The sequence below is a fragment of the Prochlorococcus sp. MIT 1303 genome (assembly GCF_001631965.1).
Classification (GTDB): Bacteria; Cyanobacteriota; Cyanobacteriia; order PCC-6307; family Cyanobiaceae; genus Prochlorococcus; species Prochlorococcus marinus_D.
On record NZ_LVHK01000044.1, the window covers coordinates 401089 to 420266 of the forward strand.

The following is a 19178-nucleotide window of genomic DNA, read 5'->3' on the forward strand; positions in this document are numbered from 1 at the left end:
AGTTTTTCGTGTTCATCATAAATTTACCTTCGAAGCCTTTTGCCCTAAAACTACTTATATCCCTACTTGAATCACCACAGCCTGAGAGTTTGATCACCATCTCTGATTCCATTAGTTTTTCTAAATCTCACAGCAAGCTGATGCCAATCTTCAGGGATTTGGTTGAGGCGAATATCGAACGCAAACGGCAGCTGTTGTTGACCTGGAGAAACCCTCTTCTTGTTGCTTCTAGTTCTTGCACTGCTCACGAGTCGTTTAAGCATGCGGCTGCCCCAATGGCACTTGGGAGCAGCTTTGCTGTGATGGCGATAGCGCTGGCAAAAACGCTCATAGCGCTTGGCACATCCATCAAGCGTTGCCGAGAGCTTTAAAAAGGCAGGGCTCCATTCAGTGATGCCGTCTGCTTGCAACCTGCTGTAGTGGCCATAGTTGCTATAGGGGTCATAAAAGCCTTTCCTTACCCCAGCTGCTTTGGGATTGGCATGGATATACCTCAAGGTGTTCAACTCTCTTCTGTGGTCTTTGGGGTGGATCGGCGTTGAGAAATACCTGGCCTCCCAGAAGTGCCCGCAACGTCCACTCAACCTGTTCAGTGCCATCGCTGAATACCAAGCGAACCAATACATCCACCTGGGCAAATCTTTGGCATCGGTTGGCTTAACGAGCAAGTGAAGGTGGTTAGCCATCAGGCAGAGCCCATAAACATTCACGGCAAACTTCTGCTGGGCCTTTTTAAGTACCGCCAACAACACATCACGCCTAAGGGCTTTGGCAATCAAGAACTGCCGGCTATTACAACGCAGCGTGATATGAAAACTGCAGCCAGACGGTAGTAAGCGTTTTGCTCGAGCCATGCGTAGTACCCAGTTGTCGGCAGTAGGTCATCCGAGCCATGGGCAGACGGCATCAGCGCACAATCATCAGCGGGGGAACAACCAAGAGCTGATGAGGAGAACGAATCACGCAAGGATCAATCAGTGCATTGGCTCTGGTTATCCAGCTTTTGTTGAGCCGCCTATTGAGCCGAGAACCTAGACGGAGAAGGCAGCTCTCAGGTTGAGCTAGGCAAGCTATTCCTGATGCCCGTTGACTGTTCAAAAGATCAGCGCGCATGTGTTGGTGATCACTTGAGAACACTGCTGAAGCAGGCTTGCTGGTTGCCGGCATCGTGGTCAGTGATGATCAGGGTGATTGCAGGCCCATTTCGCCTCGGAGTTCATGCTCAGCCTTGCCCACGCTCTGGAGAGTCAACTGCGTGCGGCGATCGACCGTGCCTTCCCTGAAGCCGCAGCCTCAGCACGTGTGAGTGGCACTGGCTTGGATCCACAATTGGCCCCAGCCAGCAAGCCTGAATTTGGTGATTTTCAGGCCAATGCTGCCTTACCCCTCGCTAAGCCGCTCAAGCAGCCTCCGCGTCAAATTGCTGCAGCGATTGTCGACCAGCTGATGGTCGATACGGCATTCAATGCCATTTGCTTGACGCCAGAAATTGCTGGGCCAGGTTTCATTAATCTCACCGTCCGGCCCGAATGCCTGGCTGCTGAAGTGCAGGCAAGGCTGGCTGATGCTCGTCTGGGCGTGCCGCTGGTGGAGGCCGATAACGATGGGCAACAGCCCACTCCAGTGGTGGTGGATTTCTCCAGCCCCAACATCGCCAAGGAGATGCATGTGGGGCACTTGCGTTCCACGATCATTGGCGATTCCCTTGCTCGGGTGTTGGAGTTTCGTGGACACCCTGTGCTGCGTCTTAACCATGTAGGCGATTGGGGTACGCAGTTTGGGATGTTGATTACCCACTTGAAGCAAGTGGCACCAGAGGCTCTTGAAACAGCTGATGCTGTTGATCTTGGCGATCTTGTGGTGTTTTATCGCCAGGCGAAGCAACGCTTTGATGACGACGAGGCTTTTCAGACCACCTCCCGTGAGGAGGTGGTGAAATTGCAAGGGGGTGATCCTCTTTCCTTGAAGGCTTGGGGTTTGCTATGTGATCAGTCGCGCCGTGAATTTCAAAAGATCTACGATCGGCTTGATGTTCGTCTCAACGAGCGCGGCGAATCGTTTTATAACCCCTATCTCGAGAGTGTTGTTGAGGATCTCAATGTCTCCGGTTTGCTCGTTAGCGATGACGGCGCTCAGTGTGTCTTCCTTGAGGGTGTTACTGGTAAGGACGGCAAACCTCTGCCTGTGATTGTTCAGAAGAGTGATGGTGGCTTCAATTACGCCACCACCGATCTGGCAGCCATTCGCTATCGCTTTGCTGCTCCTCCCCAAGGTGATGGCGCTCGGCGTGTGATTTACGTGACCGATGCTGGCCAGGCCAATCATTTCGCTGGCGTCTTTCAGGTTGCTCAGCGCGCAGGTTGGATCCCTGATGCTGGTCGTCTACAGCACGTGCCTTTTGGCCTGGTTCAGGGGGAAGATGGCAAGAAGCTCAAAACGCGTGCTGGCGACACTGTTCGTCTGCGCGAGTTACTCGATGAGGCTGTTGAGCGCGCTGAGTCTGATCTGCGCCGTCGGCTGCAGGAGGAGGGTCGGGATGAAGATGAATCTTTTATTGAGCAGGTGGCCACCACGGTAGGGCTGGCAGCAGTGAAGTATGCCGATCTCAGCCAGAACCGAATCACCAACTACCAGTTCAGTTTTGATCGCATGCTTGCTCTGCAGGGCAATACAGCTCCCTATCTGCTTTATGCCGTTGTTCGTATCGCCGGTATTGCGCGCAAGGGGGGCGATCTTGATGTCACTACGGCTGAGCTTCAGTTCAGTGAAACTCAGGAATGGGCTTTAGTGCGGGAGTTACTCAAGTTTGATGCAGTGATCGCCGAAGTTGAGGAGGAGTTGTTACCCAATCGTCTCTGCACCTATCTGTTTGAGCTCAGCCAGGTGTTTAATCGCTTTTACGATCAGGTGCCGGTGTTGAAAGCTGAGCAACCATCTCGTAGCTGTCGCCTAGCGCTCTGCCGGCTCACGGCAGATACCCTAAAACTAGGGCTGTCGTTGTTGGGTATTCCCACGCTGGAGCGGATGTGATGGGGTCTTCACCTTCACGAATGAGTTCTGGTGCCCCCGCTCCTCGGGTGGAAGTGGAGTGTCTGAAGGCCTATAGCGCTCCGCTTGAGGGTCGCCGTGGATTGCTGCGTCTTGATTTCAATGAAAATACGATCGGCCCTAGCCCTCGTGTACTCGAGGCGTTGCGAGCTATTGCTGCTGATCAGATCGCTGTTTATCCGGAGTACGACGGGTTGCGAGAAGCGGTGGTGGCCAATTTGAGCAATCGTGATCAAGGCCGACCAGGGCTGACCCAACCACTTAGCCCTAGTCAGATTGGCTTGTTTAACGGCGTAGATGCAGCGATTCACGCCATCTTTCATGCCTATGGCGATCGTGGTGCTCGCTTACTGACAACGAGCCCTACCTTTGGCTACTACACGCCCTGCGCTCAGATGCAGGGGATGGAGATTTTGGCTATTCCCTATGAAGGTAGCGACTTTTGCTTTCCGCTTGAGGTGATTCGTAAGCGTGTGCTGGAGCAGAAGCCAAGGCTGTTGTTGCTCTGCAATCCCAACAACCCCACAGGCACGCGCTTGGCACCAGAACAGATTCAGCAACTTGCCATTGCTGCGCCTGAAACGTTAGTGGTAGTCGATGAGCTTTATGAGGCGTTCACAGGTGACAGCGTGATGCCTCTTGCAGACTTCACTGCAACACCAAATTTGTTGGTGTTGCGTTCGCTGGCCAAAACCGCAGGTTTGGCTGGTCTTCGCATGGGGTTTGCGATCGGCTCTGCTGATGTGATCGATCGCGTCAGTCGTGTGACTGGGCCTTATGACATCAATAGCTTTGCGGTAACAGCAGCTTTCGTGGCTCTTGATGACCAGGCTTACGTGGATGCCTACGTGGCTGATGTGTTGAAGGCGCGTGATTGGCTCAGAAGCCGCCTTGATGATTCTGGTGTGCGTTACCACCTCGATGGAGGGAATTACCTGTTGATCTGGCCGCAGCAGCAACCAGCAGAGGTGGAAGCAGCCTTACGCAAGCGGGGCATCTTGGTTCGGCTGATGACTGGCAAACCGCTGATTGATGGATCCTTGCGGGTCAGCATTGGCACCACTCGGCAAATGCAGCAATTTTGGCAAGCCTTTGCCACTGTTGAGTCTCTTGCAGCCTGAGTGACCGGCAAGACATGCTGATCGACTCACTCAGGCTATGGATGCGCTGTTAGCGCATCACCTCAATCACGGGTCCATCACCCAGATCACTCGGCAGGCTGATGGTCGTTCCTGTCTGCTTGACCGGTGTACCTGCCATCGCATCAAGGAATGGTTGCACCCCTGTTTGATCGCAGTCGCTTGGCGCTGCACCACTCACGTATTGCACTGGGATGACTCGGCGTGGATTGAGTGCATTGACGACTTGTGCTGCTTCAGCGCCGTCATAGACCTTGGCGCCACCCCCTACGCCGATGATCAAGACGTCGGGACGTCCAAGCAGAACTTTGTCTTCTCCCGATAACGAGGCAGCGCTGCCGCCAAGGTGAGCAAATTGCAGGCCGCCTTGTTGCCAGCGCCAGAGGGTGGCTTGGCCGAAACGGCGACCGCCAAGGCGGTCATGGGGAGCCGCAAATCCCTCTAGGTTTAAGCCGCCAATGCGGTATGAACCTGGTTGCACGAGAAAGCGACCAGTGGCGACTCGAGCCCCTTCATCAGCGAGCTCAGAGCTGGCAAGGATCACAGTGGCATTGACGCGAGGCTCGCGTAGGCCTGCGGCGCAACCCACGGCCTTGAATGGGTTGAGCAACACCGATTGTCCACCGCCTTGGATCAGCAGGGCACTGTGGCCATAACTGGTGATTGTGACCCCACCGGCCATCACTGAGGATGCCGTAGACAGCATCAACCCCACTGCTGTTGCGGCGGATAGGCTGCGGGGCCTCAGAACCTTGAAGCGGGAAGGCATGAGTGGAAGTGATTAGGTTATGGAAGTTAGCAGTGCTTTTTGCTGGCTTCAGTCAGACGCAAAAAGTTGGTAAGCAGTTGATGGCCTGCCTCCGTGAGCACACTTTCGGGATGGAACTGCACTCCTTGTAGATGGGGGTGTGTTCGATGACGTAGGCCCATGATTGTGCCGTCCTCTAGCCATGCTGTGACTTCTAGGCAGTCCGGCAGGCTCTCTCGCTCTGCAATCAGGCTGTGATATCTGGTAGCAGTGAGTGGTAGGGGTAAGCCTTTAAACAGCCCTTCGCCGTTGTGCAGCACAGGCGAGGTTTTGCCATGCATCAGTTCATCAGCTTGCACCACCTTGCCTCCATAGGCTTGAGCTAGGGCTTGATGCCCTAGGCACACCCCGAGGGTGGGAATTGTGGGAGCCAGCTCGGTTAGCACCTCCAGGCAAACTCCGGATTGATCAGGATTGCCTGGGCCTGGTGAGAGCAGGATGGCGGCGGGGTGTAGCTCCCTGATTTGGCTTAGACAGAGAGCATCGTTGCGCTCAACCCGTAGATCAGCAGCGACAGGATGCTTTGCGGCCAGTTCCCCTAAATACTGCACCAGGTTGAAGGTGAAGCTGTCGTAGTTGTCGATAATCAGGAGCATGGGGCTGCAGGGCGTCAGAGCCCAAGGCGGATCAGTAGAGGAGGAAGCAGCAGCAGCAGGGCAATCAGTAGAGAGCTAATGGCGGCAACCATGACAGCAGCAGCAGCAGTGTCTTTGGCGATGCGTGCAAGGGGGTGAAAGCGGCGACCGATTGCTAGGTCCACCACAGCTTCGATGGATGTATTGAGCAACTCCAAGACAAGCACTGCTGCCACAGTGAGAACCAATACGGCTAGATCGTTGAGATTCAGTTGCAGCCAGAGCCCCAGACCGAAAACGACGGCGCCGATCACGACATGGATGCGGAAGTTGCGCTGACTGACGATGCCATAGGCCAGACCTTGGGCTGCGTAGCGAAAACTGGTTGGTAGGTCTGCGGCAATTCGCCAGGCGCCCCGCCGGGCGGCTTGATGCCCTTGGTTGGATAGTGGGGTGATCTCTTCGGACAACAAATTGTTGGTCTGAGGGAGCATGTAGTGATCTCTTGGATTGCATCACTAGTGGTGATGAACCTTACCGTTGATGCTGAGAAGTTGCTCCTGGTAGCTCAGCATCGTTTTCAGGCTCTGATCTGTTGGGTGGTCCCAGCCCAGTAGATGCAGGAGGCCATGGCTTACCAGCCAGCGGAGTTCTAGGCCAAGTTCATGGCTGTGTTGTTTGGCTTGGCGTTGTGCTGTTTGCACTGAGACGACAATGTCGCCCAGTTCGACGCAAGTGTCTGTTGGTAGGACGAGGCTGTTATCCACTGCTGGGAAGGAGAGGACGTCAGTCGTTTCAGATCGTTGACGCCAAGCGTGATTCAGTTCAGTGATGGTGGCGTCATCCGTGAGTTGAAGTCCCAGGCTGAGCATCGGGCTGAGGCGCACAATCTCAGGACAGGTCAGGGTTGGGTCACGACGGACGCTTTCAATCCAGGCTGTGAGGTCTTGCTGCCAGGGACTTGCGTTAGTGAGGCGGCGCTTTGTGTCTGCATCAGCCAAGCTCGTCAAGGCATCATCGTTGGCGGGATGAAAGGCCAGATCGAGGTCGAGGTTGATCGGAGAGGTTTGCAGTGCGCTCATGCGCGCATCAATGGGGAAGTGTGGGCCTGCCTAGCCAGGCGATCATCAGGATGAACCCCACAACGCCAAAGGCGGTGAGGCCGAAGTGCCAAAGGCTTTGTCCACCTTTGCGCACCATGTTGCGCATCGCCAGTTTCACGAAGCTTGGCGGTGGTGTTGCTTGTGATGGAGGCTCCTTGGAGCTTGGATCTGTCGTCATTGGTATGTCTGATTTAGTGATCCATATCACTGCCTGGACGATCGACGCCCTGACGCAGCAGGGTCTGAATGAATCGGTCTAACTCACCATTCATCACCGCTTGCACGTCTGTGGTTTCTTCTGCTGTGCGCAGGTCTTTCACCATTTGGTAGGGATGGAAGACATAGTTGCGGATCTGATTGCCCCAGGCAGCTTCAACGATATCGCCGCGGATGTCAGCGATCTCGGCAGCACGCTGCTCCTGGGCGATCACCATCAGCTTGGCTTTCAGTAGAGCCAAAGCCTTCTCTTTGTTTTGTAGTTGTGAGCGCTCTTGCGTACAGCGCACCGCTAATCCTGTTGGGATATGCAGAATGCGTACGGCTGTCTCCACCTTGTTGACGTTTTGGCCACCGGCGCCCCCGGAGCGGCTGGTGGTGACTTCTAGATCTTTCTCGGGGATGTCGAGCTCTACTTCCTTATCGATTTTTGGCATGATCTCTACGCCTGCAAAGCTTGTTTGGCGCTTGCCATTGGCGTTGAAAGGAGAGATTCTCACCAAGCGGTGGGTGCCCTTTTCATTACGCAGGTAGCCGTAGGCATAGCGGCCTTCAATCTCTACCGTGGCGCTTTTAATTCCGGCCTCTTCCCCTTCGGAAAGCTCGTCCACGGTTACTCTCATGTCGTGATCCTCTGCCCAGCGGGTGTACATCCTGAGCAGCATCTGAGCCCAGTCTTGAGCATCTGTGCCACCAGCCCCAGCGTTAATTGAGAGCACGGCGCCTTCCTTGTCGTACTCGCCGCTAAGTAGTCGTTCGAGCTCCCAGCGATCAAGGCCTTGGCGCAGCTGTTGAAGCCCCGATTGGGCTTCGCTGAGCATCTCGTCGTCTGGCTCGAGGTCGTAGAGCTCTAAGGTTGCCTGAGCATCATTGACGGCACTACGCCAGAGCTTGATTTGCACCAGCTGGGCTTTGACTTCGTCCAGCTGACGCATCTGCTTCTGGGCGTTTTGCTGGTCGTCCCAGAAATCTGGTTGAGCAGCGAGTTGCTCAAGATCTTGTTGGCGAGCGTTTAGAGCAGGAACGTCAAAGACAGTCCTGGGCTTGGCCCAGGCGGTCGGTGAGCTCAGAAAGATCGCGTTTGAAGTCGGTGAGGTCCAGCAACGTTGATGCTTGAGTCCAGAGATCTGACGCTATCAGCGTGGCCAGCCTGCATAGGATCTCAGTGACGTCATCACAGTGCCATGGCCAAGGTTGAGATCTATACCTGGCAGTCATGCCCTTTCTGCCTGCGTGCCAAGGCTCTCTTGGATCGCAAAGGGGTGAGTTACCAGGAGCACGCCATCGATGGCGACCAGGATGCCCGCGCAGCGATGGCGAACCGGGCTGGGGGCAGTAACACGTTGCCCCAGATCTTTATCGATGATCTGAGCATCGGTGGCTGCGATGAGTTGCATGCCCTTGAGGGGGCTCAAAAACTTGATGGTTTGCTCCAAGGCAAGGTCTGACGCCATGCGACAGCTGTTCGTCTTGGATCCCCTGCAGTGCATTCAACCTGCCAAGGATTCCTCAGCTGCGTTGATGCAGGCGGCTCAACGGGCATCGATTGAGGTTTGGGCTTGTACACCCGCTGATCTTCAGGCTCGCGGAGATCAGCTCGCTGCGATTGCCATCCCTGTGGTGCCTGAGCCTTGGATTAGCACCGGTGAGCCCCAGAGCCTTCCTCTAACAGACTTCGCCTGCATCTGGATGCGTAAGGATCCCCCTGTCGATGAGGCTTATCTCTATGCCACCCATTTGCTTGAGCTGGCCGAGCGAGCTGGTGTGTGCGTGCTCAATAGGCCAGCGGCGTTGCGGGCCTGGAATGAAAAGCTCGGTGCGCTGCGCTTCAACAGCCTGATGGCTCCCACGCTTGTGGCCAGTCGGGTCAGTGAGCTTGCGGCCTTTGCCTGTGAACAAGGAGAGGTGGTGCTCAAACCTTTAGGGGGTCGAGCTGGTCAGGGGCTGGTGCGAGTCGTTGGTGCCGCTCCCGGACTTGAGGCCTTACTTGAGTTGGTGACGGATCAGGAGCAGTTACCGGTGATGGCTCAGCGGTTTTTGCCGGCTGTCATTGAAGGAGACAAGCGCATCCTGTTGGTGGATGGAGAGCCTCTTGGTGCAGTGAACCGTCGTCCTAAGGCTGGAGATTTTCGCAGCAACCTTGCCATGGGTGGTCGCCCTGAACCCACAGAGCTAGACAGTCGTGAATTGCAGATCTGTGCAGAATTGGCACCCGTTTTGAGAGAGCAGGGTTTGTTTTTTGTGGGAATTGATGTGATTGATGGCCTGCTGAGTGAGATCAATGTCACCAGTCCCACTGGCATTCGTGAGGTTGAGCGCCTCAAGGGGGTTCCCCTCGCTGATCAAGTGATTGCGCGTTTGCTGGTCAGTCTTGGTTGATCCTTGGCACGCAGATCGAGTTGGTCGGCCAGTACAGACAGCTTCATGCCAACTTCCTGTAATTCGCGTTCGACCACAGAGCCTCGGACCAAACCAGCTCCAGCGGTGAGATCAAGCATTGAACCGCGTGCATGGCCACAACGGATGGCCACGCGCAGTTCCGTATCGCCTTGGCTGTCGATCCAGCCAATCGGTGCCGCATAGTTGCCACGTTCAAAAGGTTCCAATGTGCGCAGCCAGGCCATCGCCTCCCGGCAAGGCAGACCCGCTACCGCAGGTGTTGGATGAAGAATTTTGGCCAGATTGAGGGATGTGTGACCACGGGCATGGGCTGTAATCGGTGTATGCAGATGCACCAGTTGGCCATGACGAGCGATCTGGGGGTTCCGTGGTCGCCGTGGTGTCAGTCCTTGATTGAACAGTTGACTGGTAATTGAGGCAACGACAAGTTCATGCTCGCGACGGTCCTTTCCCGAGCGGAGTAGTTCTTGGCCATCGTCATTGCGATCAGCAGTGCCGGCCAGAGCGTCGGTGCGTAGCTGATTCCCTTGCAGGCTGAGTAGCCGTTCAGGCGAAGCTCCAAAAAAGGCATCCTCGTGGCTTCTTCGCCATAAGAAGCGGCAGCTACCTGATTGTTGTTGACGTAGTTTGGCCAGTACTGGCAGCGGGTTTAAGGGTGCTTGGAGCTGAATGGATTGGCGCACAGCCAGCACCAATTTGTTGAGCTCACCGCTGCTTACTAAATCCAGTCCGCGTTTGAGAGCTGGTCTGTAACACTCCTGCCAGGGCTTGAGTCCCGTGGTGCCGTGGACGCTGCTGGGCCAGAAATCTTTTGAATTGTGATTGGGGTCAAGCAGGTTTTCCGCCATCAGCCAAAGCTGTTCTGCTAGGTCCCGCGCTTCTGCTTGTTGGGTGATCACGCCATTGAGACGCAGCCAACCGTGTCGACCCTGGCGGCTGAGTTGCCAACGCGGCAGTACCGCTTGAACTGCTGCTGTGCGGATCTGGTTGCGTTGTCGTTCTGCTGGATGGTCGAAAAAGGAAAAGGCCAGCAGGATTTTCGGCCGGGCCTGAGCAGGGGCGTTGGGCGTCGCGTCTGTGAGGCGTGCCAGGGTTGTATCGCTGAATCGTTGGGCCAGCTCAAAGCGTCTGGGGCCTGCAAGATCAAGGCTTTGGCACTGACCTGTTGCTGCAAAGCAAAGGCCTGGTGCACTATCCCAGAGAAACTGGAAGGGATGCTCATCAGCTAGTAAGGGCAGGTGGTATAGCGGATCCACCTCGTCGAGAGGCAGGGCCAGGCTGAGGACACCTTCATCGCCCTTGCGTTCGCACCAGCCCCGGGATGCGGCAGTTAAAAGATTGCTGAAACTACGGTCAGCTGTCATCCGGGATCGGAGTTGAGCGCGGGTGCTGCTCAAATGTATGGGCCTTTCCCTGGTTTCCAGGCTTCTTTCCCATGCCAGACCAGCAGGATGTTGCATCCCTTTACGCCAAGGCCTCCACAAGGCGAGCTCTTTGGAAAGCCGCGATCAAGTGGCCGATGTACTCCGTGGCAGTGATGCCGGCGTTGTTGGCGGCAGGTTGGCTGGTGGGGGCCGGCGAAGCAGTGCGTCTTGATCAACTGCTTGGTTTTTTGGTTGCGGCTGTGCTGCTTTTGCTTTGGGAAAACCTCAGCAACGACCTCTTTGATGCAGATACCGGCGTGGACAGCTTCACCAAGTTGCATTCGGTGGTTGCGTTGCTGGGTCAGCGGAAACCTGTGCGCCGTTTTGCCCACTTAGCGCTCCTGCTGGGCTTGATGTTGATGTTGGTGTTGGCTTTGCGCAGTAGTGCTGCTGTGCTCTTTTTGGTGCTGGTGAGTTGTGGTTTGGGATACCTCTACCAGGGGCCGCCCTTTCGCTGGGGCTACATAGGCCTCGGTGAGCCGTTGTGTTGGTTGGCTTTTGGCCCTTTTGCTACTGCCGCGGCCTTGTTGGCGTTAGCACCGCTCAACGGTGATGGATCAGCTATTCCATGGGCAACGGCGTTCTCCCTGGGGAGTGGTCCGGCCTTAGCGACAACCTTGGTGCTCTTTTGCTCTCATTTTCATCAAGTCGCTGAGGATGCGGCTTTTGGCAAACGATCGCCTGTGGTGCGCTTGGGCACAGCTCGTGCGGCGGCTTTGGTGCCCTGGATTCTTTCGCTTGTGTTTGCTCTGGAGTGGATCCCTGTGCTGCAGGGAGATTGGCCGCTGACAGCTCTGCTTGGCGGCTTGGGATTGCCTGCAGGAGCAGCGCTGATCCGTTTGCTTCGCCATCACCATGATCAGCCAGAGAAGATTCGTGGCAGCAAGTTTTTGGCATTGCGCTTTCAGGCGCTCAATGGCTTGGGGTTGAGCTTGGGCTTAGCGCTAGCGCCTTGCTTGGGCTTTGGGATGTCTAGCGCAGGTTGAGTTGATGGCTCTCAAGTTTCAGTGCAAACCGTTTTCATTTCGTTTGAGTCGGGTGTTGCAGACGGCTCAGGGGGTTGTTGAAGAACGGCAGGGTTGGTTGCTGAGATTGGAGGATTCCGAGGGTCGTTGTGGTTGGGGGGAGGTGGCTCCGATGGATGCGGCTGGTTTAAAGGCCTGCGGAGATTGTTTGGTCAAGCTGCGCTTGGCACCAACGCGTTTGGAGTTGGAGGATGGAATGGCGTTTTGGCCTGCGCCTTTGGCTTTTGGCGTGGGTGCAGCTTTGGCGGAATTGGATGGCCTCGTGGGGTCTGTGGCAACAGGCGGTTGGCTTGCGGCGCCTGCCTCGGCTGTGTTGTTGCCGGCGGGGCAGGCTCTTTTGAAGGCTTTGGATTCCATGCTTGAGAGGGATCCCTCAGCAGCTGATCCCTTCACCGTGAAGTGGAAGGTGGCGGTCGCTCCAGATGCACTGGAGAGGCGCCTATTGTTGCAATTGTTGGAGCGGCTGCCAGAGCATGCGCGCTTCAGGCTTGATGGCAATGGCGGTTGGGATCGCAGTGTGGTCAGCTGGTGGGTGGAGCGATGTCTGCAGGATCCGAGGCTGGAATGGTTGGAACAACCTTTGCCTGCTGGTGATCTTGAGGGGTTAAGAGCTTTGGCTCAACAGGTTCCCGTGGCTCTTGATGAGTCGCTTGTGCTTGAGCCATCACTGCGAGAGTCATGGTCTGGCTGGCAGGTGCGGCGCCCGCTTTTAGACGGTGATCCCAGACCTCTGCTGAGGGGGCTGCAGGAGGGTGTTGGCTACCGGATGTTGAGCACGGCCTTTGAAACCGGCATTGGTCGGCGTTGGCTGCACCATCTCGCTGCTTTGCAGCATCAGGGCCCTACACCAGTGGCTCCTGGCCTGGCCCCGGGTTGGTGCCCTGATGGACCTTTATTTAGCGCTGATCCCGAAGTGGTCTGGGCGGCGGCATGAGGGAGTTGGTTGCCCTGCGTTGCAATCCCGCTCAGGCTGAGCAAAGGGCCTTGCAGCTCGCTCAGGCCTTGGAGCAAGGCGATTGGGTGCAACTGCTGCCGCCCGTTGGAACTAGCGGTTTGATCCCTAGGGCTCTTTTGCCTGATGGTCCTGGTGTGGTGGTCGCAAGTGGAGGCACCTCCGGCGGACAGCAGCACTGTTTGCAGCCTTGTAGCCATCTCGACTTATCAGCTTCGGCTACAGGTCAATGGCTTCAGCAGCAGGGTTACGACCTGCAGCAATGCATGGTGCTTAATCCTTTGCCGTTGCATCACGTTAGTGGCTTGATGCCTTGGTGGCGTAGTCGTTGTTGGCGTATTGGGCATGCATGGCTACAGCCTGGCTTGATGAGGGATCCAGACGCTTTAGAGCAGTTGTGTGGCTCGTTGCCGGGATGGGGAGAGCAATCGGTCTTGATGTCTTTGGTGCCAACACAACTGCAGCGGTTGTTGACGCATAACGCTGGTGTGCGTGTGTTGAAGGCTTGTGCTGTGATTTGGGTTGGTGGAGCAGTGCTTTCGCCAGGGTTGATGAAAGCGGCACGGGCCGAAGGCTTGCGCTTGGCACCCTGCTATGGAGCAACTGAGACAGCGGCGATGGTGACAGCGCTTGCTCCTGAGGATTTCCTGGCGGGTGCGACGGGCTGTGGATCACCGCTTGAAGATGTGGAGCTGCAGTTGACGCAAGCAGGCGCGTTGCAAGTTCGAACAGCGCGGTTGGCGTTGGCGCGCTGGTTGGGTGAGGGCTTGGAGGATGTTCGAGATCAGCAAGGCTGGTGGACCTCTGGAGATGCTGGTTGCTTGATCACTGAGAGCAACCGGGTTTGGCTCAGCATTGCTGGCCGCTTGGATGGAGCGATTCACTCTGGTGGTGAAACGGTGTTCCCTGAACAGTTGGAGGCCCGTTTACAAGTTGCGGCGGTTGGTTTGCCTCTTGAGGCTGTGTTGCTGCTTGCTGTTGAAGACAGGGAATGGGGGCAACGCTTGGTGGCGCTTGTGCGTCCTGCTGCTGGGGCGAATGGAGAGGATTTGATCAAGCAACTACGCCATCTCTGTGTCGATTGGCCGCCTGCCGATCGGCCGATGCATTGGCGGCTTTGTCCAATGCTTGCTCCGATGGCGAATGGAAAATGGCAACGGGGCTATTGGCAGCAATGGTTGCGGTTGCTAGAAGCGGAAAGTACAGAGTTTTGACGATGGCCAGTCTTTCTGATGCTGAGCTTAGTAATAAGAAATTAGCCGCGGGTTTGCTAGGGATCTTTCTTGGCGCTTTAGGGATTCATAAATTTGTCTTAGGCAAGAATAATCCGGCGATGATTATGTTGGTGGTTTCGCTTGCGGGAGGCTCTATTACTTGTGGGATTGCATATGCAGTCATGCAAGTTATAGGTTTAATTGAGGGCATTATTTATTTAACACAAACACCGCAAGAATTTAAAGAGATTTATCTTGATGGTGATAAGGAGTGGTTCTGATGAGTGTTAGTTCAATGCGCATATTGCAACGGCTGATGCTTGCAGGATCCGCTCTGATGAGTTGTAGTATCTTCGCGTCTATGCCACAGGATGCCTTTCATCCTTTTGCATTGATGGCAAGTTTTTTACCGCTGCAGTTGGGGGCGTTGGCGTGGGTCAGATTGAGCCAATCTTCCCCACACCGGAAGCCTCCAGCCAGCGATCAATGCCTTCTGGTAGTGCACAGCGATGACGTGTCTGGGCGTTGATCGCTAGATGGCGGATGAGAGCGTGGGCAGCGATTTGCTCTTCGCAGCGGAATTCGAAGTGAACTTGGAAGCTGTTTGGATTGAGTCGCTCTGGGCGTAGCTCCATAGCCAATGCGTCTCCGGTGTGGATCGGCCTGCGGAAATCTGCTTGACAATGGATGATCGGCAAGGCCACTTCCGGTGTGACTTCAGACTTGCGGCTGCCAGGAAAGATCTCTGCGGGGGTTAGGCCGTAGTGCTCAAGGCTTTCTTCCCATGACTCATGACACCAGCGGAATAGCTGATGGAAATGCATCACGCCGGCGGCATCAGTATCGCCAAAACGCACCACGCGGCGCAGCAATAACCAGTTTTCTGGATTCATGACTGTGATTGTGGTTGCTAGGCAAGACCACCACAATGGTTTTGATTTGGATTGTGATGGGTTGATGGCGAAAGATTTTATTGGTAGCGGATCCAACAGTTTGAGTGTTGTTGGTTCCTTCGCGAAGGGAAGCCTCTTTAGTCATGAATTGGCCGTGAATCTGCTAATAAGAACTCGTGCGAATTTAGGTCTTACTTGATCATTCCAAAACTTTTAATCATAGAGGTAGTCCTGAAGAGTATTAATGAATGAGATGTAACAAATGCTGCAAAGAAAGGCTCATAAGGCTAAAAACTGCAAAGAACACAATTCTGCAAATGTCGATCTCGACTGATACCACTCAAGCAACAGCAATTTTACCGAAGCTTTCGCTGACTAATTTTGGCTTCCCTTGGTATAATGTTGACGAGAAGATCTTTGAAGACTATTGCAATAACCTGCTCAATTTCGTGAACAATAGCAAGATCAAGACCTCGTATTTTCATGTCAACGATTATACGGATGACGCAGCTGGTAATGGAACGTATAACTATTTAAACCCAAATCCGCCTTCGGGCATGAGAAAAGATAAAGGGACAGGTGAGATCACTCCTTGGATTGTTACTTATTGGTTGGATAAGCTGCCTAGTGAGGTTGAAGCTGGTGTTGTAACCACTGTGAATCCTACGGATCCCTGGAAAAGCGATCCAAGCAATACAGCTGGTAATGCAAGTATTGGCGATGGAACAGCTGGTCATCCGAAGGATAATATGCGCCAAAGTTTTGAACTCATCCAAGCAATCAACAATGCTGCCGGTGCAAAGAAGATTACTCATATGGAATTTGATCATGAGGGTGGTGGTGCCTATCAAGATGACACGCCATATGGGGGAGTGAATGGCCAGCCAGTTGGAATTGGCTACACGAAGTGGCTATGGAATCGATATATGCCAGACAGTGTAAGATTCACTGATCAAGACGCAAGTCAACAAGGGTTTGCAGGCCATTATAATTATGGCTTTGTTAATTATCGAACCGAAGCTTGGGCTGAGTCAAGCGGTGGGTCTATGGAAGCCTTTGCAGAAAATTACTGGTTTGGTGAGTTGGAATATGAGCCAAATGAGTTTGACTTTGCGAAGGATTTTAGCGTTGACAGAGATACTCGCTTGCATCAATTCTTGTCTACAGACACTATGACTGAATCTCTCGGTGAGAACCCCGGGAAGATCATTAAAGAGAATATTGATAATGATTATCCGAATGGCCGAATCAAGGGTGGAGGAACAAGCTTGAATTGGTTTGCAATTCCTGATCTTGATAATAAGTCAGTGCATGTTTTAGCGCCTCATAATGTTGATACGCCGTATCGTTATTTTCGCGACTTCCCAGAGCTGCTCGCTGGGATGTTTTCTGACCACGATTACCCTTCTGGGGGGGCACCTTCAAGACTCCATCCAGATACGAAGGGTTGGGGCCCTCCACATTTAGACGAGATTTATTATCAACCTTTAGATTTAACAAAAAGAAATGGTGATACTGATACGCCTCAAGGTGGTGTTCCATTATTCTCTATCGAGAACCTTTCAAGTACCAATCAAGCCAGGGTTGGTACGACTAATCGTCTCCAAGATATCCAAGGTGTCCCTGCTGACAGCTTGATCGCGAAGGCGATTAAAGAGCTTGATCAAAATATTAGTAAGCCGGGTAAAACAGTCGATTCGATGAAAGACCTGAATAGCTTTGGTGGCACTTTTGATGGCTTGAGTGCTCTGGACTACAGCAAGTTTATTGACTTCCTTAATGCGGCAGCCAAGGAGATTAATCCTGATAATCCTGAATCTGTCACCCTTTCAATCTATGAAGCACCCTTTTTGCCGGTGTCATGGATAGATCAGAAAGTACCCAATAGTTGGGACGCAGAAGTTATTGAAGGATCTAATGATGTGGAAGATACTTTAACGGCAGGGAATGGTAGCCAGACTCTGATGGGGCTGATGTTTGACGATATATTGATTGGCGGTTCGGGAAGTGATTTTTTGGTTGGTGGTGAGGGTGCAGATACCTTTCAGTTTAATAGTGTGGATGATTCTCGACCAGGCGGGAAACGTGATGTGATTACAGACTTCAATGGCGAGGAGGGAGATCGTATTGATCTCTCAAATATTCAGACTGCGATTAAATTTATTGGTTCGGCTGAGTTCAGCGGATCTCCAGGAGAGGTGAGGTTTGATGCAGGTATTTTACAGCTCAATACAGATAAAGATCAAAACAGCGATATGGAGATAGAGCTTGCAGGTGCGCAGAGTTTCTCGAGTGATTATTTGATCTTGGCGCTTCATTGGACCCAGCTTATATAATCATAACCTTGAGCTGGCCAGCACTATTGCTTTTCCGCAGTGCTGGCCAGCTCAGAAAGATTCTTTAAATCATCTCAAGTACAAACTCTTGCATTGGGCTTGCAAGGCTTGATCTCGTTGCTCTATTGATTGCTTGTGATGTCATTTAGTCACTCTGCTAGCTGCTGATGTGATTGACTACATGTTAGCCCTCATATCTGATCATGAGAGTCAATCTCAACGGGGAGAAGAATGCAGCAGGTAATGTCTTCGCGTATATCACCATTGGCCTGGCATTAGGGCTTAATGGATTGGTGATAGCAGCTTGGCTAATTTGGACAAGATTGAACTAGTCAGTATCTATTTCGATCTCAGTAAAAGGCTCCGCATCAGCTCAAAACTTTTCTTGCCTTTTGCTCTTTGTGGATTCCTCAGTACACAGGGAATGCTTGCATTCCTAGGCCAAAGTTCAAGCCAAGTCTCACCAGCCAGTAGCTGATCAACGCAACGGCTGCCGCGATTAAATGCCAAGTGTGGATAGCAATGGGCATCAATCGGCGCTGCTGGATTGCCAGCACCGACCAGCTGATCAAGATTGCGGCCACCACTGGCCCAAAAGCATGCCATTGCACTGAACTATTCAGATCTCCATGCAGTGCTTCAGTCGTGGCCCTAGTAAGGAAGCAGGTTGGACAGGGAATGCCGCTGAGAGCTTTGAGTGGGCAGGACCAGCCTGGTAGCGATGGATGCAGACCCTTGATCCACAGGCAGCCAGTGAGTGTTGCCGGCAGTAGATAACCAGCCCGTTGCATCCGTCGCAGAAAACGGTTCAGTGCCTTTTGCCTTAGCGATCCACAGATCCCATGATCACGTCGATGGAGCCAAGGATCGCCATGATGTCTGCGACTTTCGCTCCCTTGAGGATATGGGGAAGGATTTGCAGGTTATTGAGGTCAGCAGCGCGGATTTTGAAACGCCACGGTGTGACGTCATTGTTGCCCTGCAGGAAGACGCCGATTTCTCCCTTGCCTGACTCAAGCCTGGTGTAAAGCTCACCATTCGGGATCTTGAAGGTGGGTGCAACTTTCTTGGCGACGTATTGATAGTCAAATCCCATAAAGGGGCTTGTCTTACCCTCCGCCATCCGCTGAGCTTCGAGGTTTTCTGTTGGTCCGCCTGGGATCATCTCGCAGGCCTGGCGAAGGATCTTCAGCGATTGGCGCATTTCTTCGATCCGAACGCGATAGCGCGCATAGCAATCGCCTTCTTTCTCCCAGGCGACATCCCAATCGAAGTCGTCATAGCACTCGTAGTGATCCACTTTGCGGAGATCCCATGGCACTCCTGAGGCCCGCAGCATCGGCCCTGAAAGGCTCCAATTGATCGCCTCATCTCGTCCAATGGCGCCCAAACCTTCGATGCGGCGACGGAAGATTGGGTTGTTGGTGATTAGTTTTTCGTACTCATCGATTTTGGGACCAAACCAGTCGCAGAAGTCTTGGCATTTCTCCAGCCAGCCCCAGGGCAAATCACAGGCAACACCACCGATGCGGAAATAGTTGTTGTTGATCAATCGTTGCCCTGTGGCTGCTTCCCACAGGTCGTAGATCATTTCTCTTTCTCGGAAGATATAGAAAAAGGGTGTTTGGGCACCCACATCAGCGAGGAAGGGGCCCAGCCAGAGCAGGTGGTTGGCAATGCGATTGAGCTCGAGCATCAGCACGCGGATGTAGCTGGCTCGCTTCGGCACAGAGATGTTGGCCAAGCGCTCCGGAGCGTTAACGACGATTGCCTCGTAGAACATTCCGGCTGCATAGTCCATGCGGCTCACGTAGGGCACGAACATCACACTCGTGCGGTTTTCGGCAATTTTTTCCATGCCCCGATGGAGATAACCGATCACCGGTTCGCAGTCCACCACGTCTTCACCGTCGAGGGTGACCACCAGCCTCAGCACTCCATGCATCGAGGGATGATGGGGGCCGAAGTTGACGACCATTGGCTCCGTACGCGTTTCCAGCTGCGACATGGGGCCTTGAGTTGCAGAGCGTTAGCGGGATCTTAGG

General features: G+C 53.8%; 22 protein-coding genes. 10 read left to right on the plus strand and 12 right to left on the minus strand.

The annotated features are described in order from the left end of the window. Positions 1–71 precede the first annotated feature (71 nt). Positions 72–854: a transposase gene (locus tag PMIT1303_RS11005; RefSeq protein ID WP_063398736.1), complete on the minus strand. Its 783-nt coding sequence runs from the start codon at positions 852–854 to the stop codon at positions 72–74. A 52-nt stretch (positions 855–906) separates the two neighbouring features. Further along, positions 907–1167 (minus strand): hypothetical protein, encoded by a 261-nt coding sequence (locus PMIT1303_RS11010; protein WP_063398737.1) that lies wholly within the window; start codon positions 1165–1167, stop codon positions 907–909. 51 nt (positions 1168–1218) lie between these two features. On the opposite strand from PMIT1303_RS11010, the gene argS reads away from it, so the two are divergent. Both argS and PMIT1303_RS11020 read left to right on the plus strand, forming a co-directional pair. Beyond that, entirely contained in the window at positions 1219–3030 is a 1812-nt protein-coding gene (gene argS / locus PMIT1303_RS11015; RefSeq protein ID WP_063398738.1) for an arginine--tRNA ligase, read from the plus strand. Then, entirely contained in the window at positions 3030–4169 is a 1140-nt protein-coding gene (locus tag PMIT1303_RS11020) for a histidinol-phosphate transaminase (RefSeq protein ID WP_063398739.1), read from the plus strand. Before argS ends, PMIT1303_RS11020 begins: the two co-directional genes overlap by 1 nt. Positions 4170–4218: 49 nt before the next feature. Here PMIT1303_RS11020 and PMIT1303_RS11025 read toward each other — a convergent pair whose 3' ends face one another. The 6 genes from PMIT1303_RS11025 to prfB form a co-directional block, all read right to left on the minus strand. Continuing rightward, a complete protein-coding gene (locus tag PMIT1303_RS11025; protein WP_063398740.1) occupies positions 4219–4956 on the minus strand; it encodes an MBL fold metallo-hydrolase in 738 nt (245 codons plus the stop codon). 26 nt (positions 4957–4982) lie between these two features. Continuing rightward, positions 4983–5591, minus strand: a complete 609-nt coding sequence (locus PMIT1303_RS11030) for an aminodeoxychorismate/anthranilate synthase component II (protein WP_063398741.1) — start codon at positions 5589–5591, stop codon at positions 4983–4985. 14 nt (positions 5592–5605) lie between these two features. Further along, positions 5606–6064, minus strand: a complete 459-nt coding sequence (locus tag PMIT1303_RS11035) for a diacylglycerol kinase family protein (protein ID WP_063398742.1) — start codon at positions 6062–6064, stop codon at positions 5606–5608. 24 nt (positions 6065–6088) lie between these two features. Continuing rightward, positions 6089–6652: an rRNA maturation RNase YbeY gene (ybeY, locus tag PMIT1303_RS11040; protein WP_063398743.1), complete on the minus strand. Its 564-nt coding sequence runs from the start codon at positions 6650–6652 to the stop codon at positions 6089–6091. 7 nt (positions 6653–6659) lie between these two features. Further along, positions 6660–6851, minus strand: a complete 192-nt coding sequence (locus PMIT1303_RS11045; RefSeq protein WP_011131429.1) for a DUF3285 domain-containing protein — start codon at positions 6849–6851, stop codon at positions 6660–6662. Positions 6852–6864: 13 nt separating this feature from the next. Next, positions 6865–7993, minus strand: a protein-coding gene (gene prfB / locus PMIT1303_RS11050; protein WP_156487015.1) for a peptide chain release factor 2 whose coding sequence is annotated in 2 segments (ribosomal slippage) — positions 6865–7917 and positions 7919–7993 — 1128 coding nt in all. Because the reading frame shifts where the segments join, the coding sequence is not laid out codon by codon here. An 80-nt stretch (positions 7994–8073) separates the two neighbouring features. Here prfB and grxC point away from each other — a divergent pair. Both grxC and gshB read left to right on the plus strand, forming a co-directional pair. Continuing rightward, a complete protein-coding gene (gene grxC / locus PMIT1303_RS11055) occupies positions 8074–8337 on the plus strand; it encodes a glutaredoxin 3 (RefSeq protein WP_063398745.1) in 264 nt (87 codons plus the stop codon). A gap of 4 nt (positions 8338–8341) precedes the next feature. After that, positions 8342–9268 (plus strand): glutathione synthase, encoded by a 927-nt coding sequence (gshB, locus tag PMIT1303_RS11060; protein WP_197459819.1) that lies wholly within the window; start codon positions 8342–8344, stop codon positions 9266–9268. Here the strand turns inward: gshB and PMIT1303_RS11065 are convergent. Further along, complete coding sequence (locus tag PMIT1303_RS11065) at positions 9232–10653, minus strand: isochorismate synthase MenF (protein WP_063398747.1); 1422 nt, start codon at positions 10651–10653, stop codon at positions 9232–9234. The genes gshB and PMIT1303_RS11065 overlap by 37 nt on opposite strands. Before the next feature lie 71 nt (positions 10654–10724). Here PMIT1303_RS11065 and menA point away from each other — a divergent pair, with 71 nt between their 5' ends. From menA to PMIT1303_RS11085, 4 genes are read left to right on the plus strand one after another with little or no spacing between them, the layout of a single operon-like run. Then, the gene (gene menA, locus PMIT1303_RS11070; RefSeq protein ID WP_063398748.1) at positions 10725–11699 is read left to right on the plus strand and encodes a 2-carboxy-1,4-naphthoquinone phytyltransferase; all 975 of its coding nucleotides are present in this window, start codon (positions 10725–10727) and stop codon (positions 11697–11699) included. A 4-nt stretch (positions 11700–11703) separates the two neighbouring features. After that, entirely contained in the window at positions 11704–12672 is a 969-nt protein-coding gene (locus PMIT1303_RS11075; protein WP_063398975.1) for an o-succinylbenzoate synthase, read from the plus strand. Beyond that, entirely contained in the window at positions 12669–13904 is a 1236-nt protein-coding gene (locus tag PMIT1303_RS11080) for an AMP-binding protein (RefSeq protein ID WP_063398749.1), read from the plus strand. The genes PMIT1303_RS11075 and PMIT1303_RS11080 overlap by 4 nt, the downstream gene beginning before the upstream one ends. Positions 13905–13906: 2 nt before the next feature. Further along, complete coding sequence (locus PMIT1303_RS11085; RefSeq protein WP_041384731.1) at positions 13907–14185, plus strand: TM2 domain-containing protein; 279 nt, start codon at positions 13907–13909, stop codon at positions 14183–14185. A gap of 156 nt (positions 14186–14341) precedes the next feature. Here the strand turns inward: PMIT1303_RS11085 and PMIT1303_RS11090 are convergent, their stop codons facing one another. Continuing rightward, positions 14342–14797, minus strand: a complete 456-nt coding sequence (locus PMIT1303_RS11090; protein WP_063398750.1) for a thioesterase family protein — start codon at positions 14795–14797, stop codon at positions 14342–14344. On the opposite strand from PMIT1303_RS11090, the gene PMIT1303_RS11095 reads away from it, so the two are divergent. Next, positions 14796–14996 carry a hypothetical protein gene (locus tag PMIT1303_RS11095; RefSeq protein ID WP_063398751.1) on the plus strand — a complete coding sequence of 67 codons (201 nt, stop codon included), beginning with the start codon at positions 14796–14798 and terminating at the stop codon, positions 14994–14996. The two genes, PMIT1303_RS11090 and PMIT1303_RS11095, sit on opposite strands and share 2 nt — an antisense overlap. A 118-nt stretch (positions 14997–15114) precedes the next feature. Next, positions 15115–17133 carry a M10 family metallopeptidase C-terminal domain-containing protein gene (locus PMIT1303_RS11100; RefSeq protein WP_197459820.1) on the plus strand — a complete coding sequence of 673 codons (2019 nt, stop codon included), beginning with the start codon at positions 15115–15117 and terminating at the stop codon, positions 17131–17133. Positions 17134–17543: 410 nt separating this feature from the next. On the opposite strand, the gene PMIT1303_RS11105 is transcribed toward PMIT1303_RS11100, so the two are convergent. After that, a complete protein-coding gene (locus tag PMIT1303_RS11105; RefSeq protein WP_063398753.1) occupies positions 17544–17924 on the minus strand; it encodes a DUF2752 domain-containing protein in 381 nt (126 codons plus the stop codon). A 32-nt stretch (positions 17925–17956) separates the two neighbouring features. Then, positions 17957–19141, minus strand: coding sequence for an NAD(P)H-quinone oxidoreductase subunit H (locus tag PMIT1303_RS11110; protein ID WP_063398754.1), 1185 nt, complete (start codon positions 19139–19141; stop codon positions 17957–17959). Between the last annotated feature and the right edge of the window lie 37 nt (positions 19142–19178).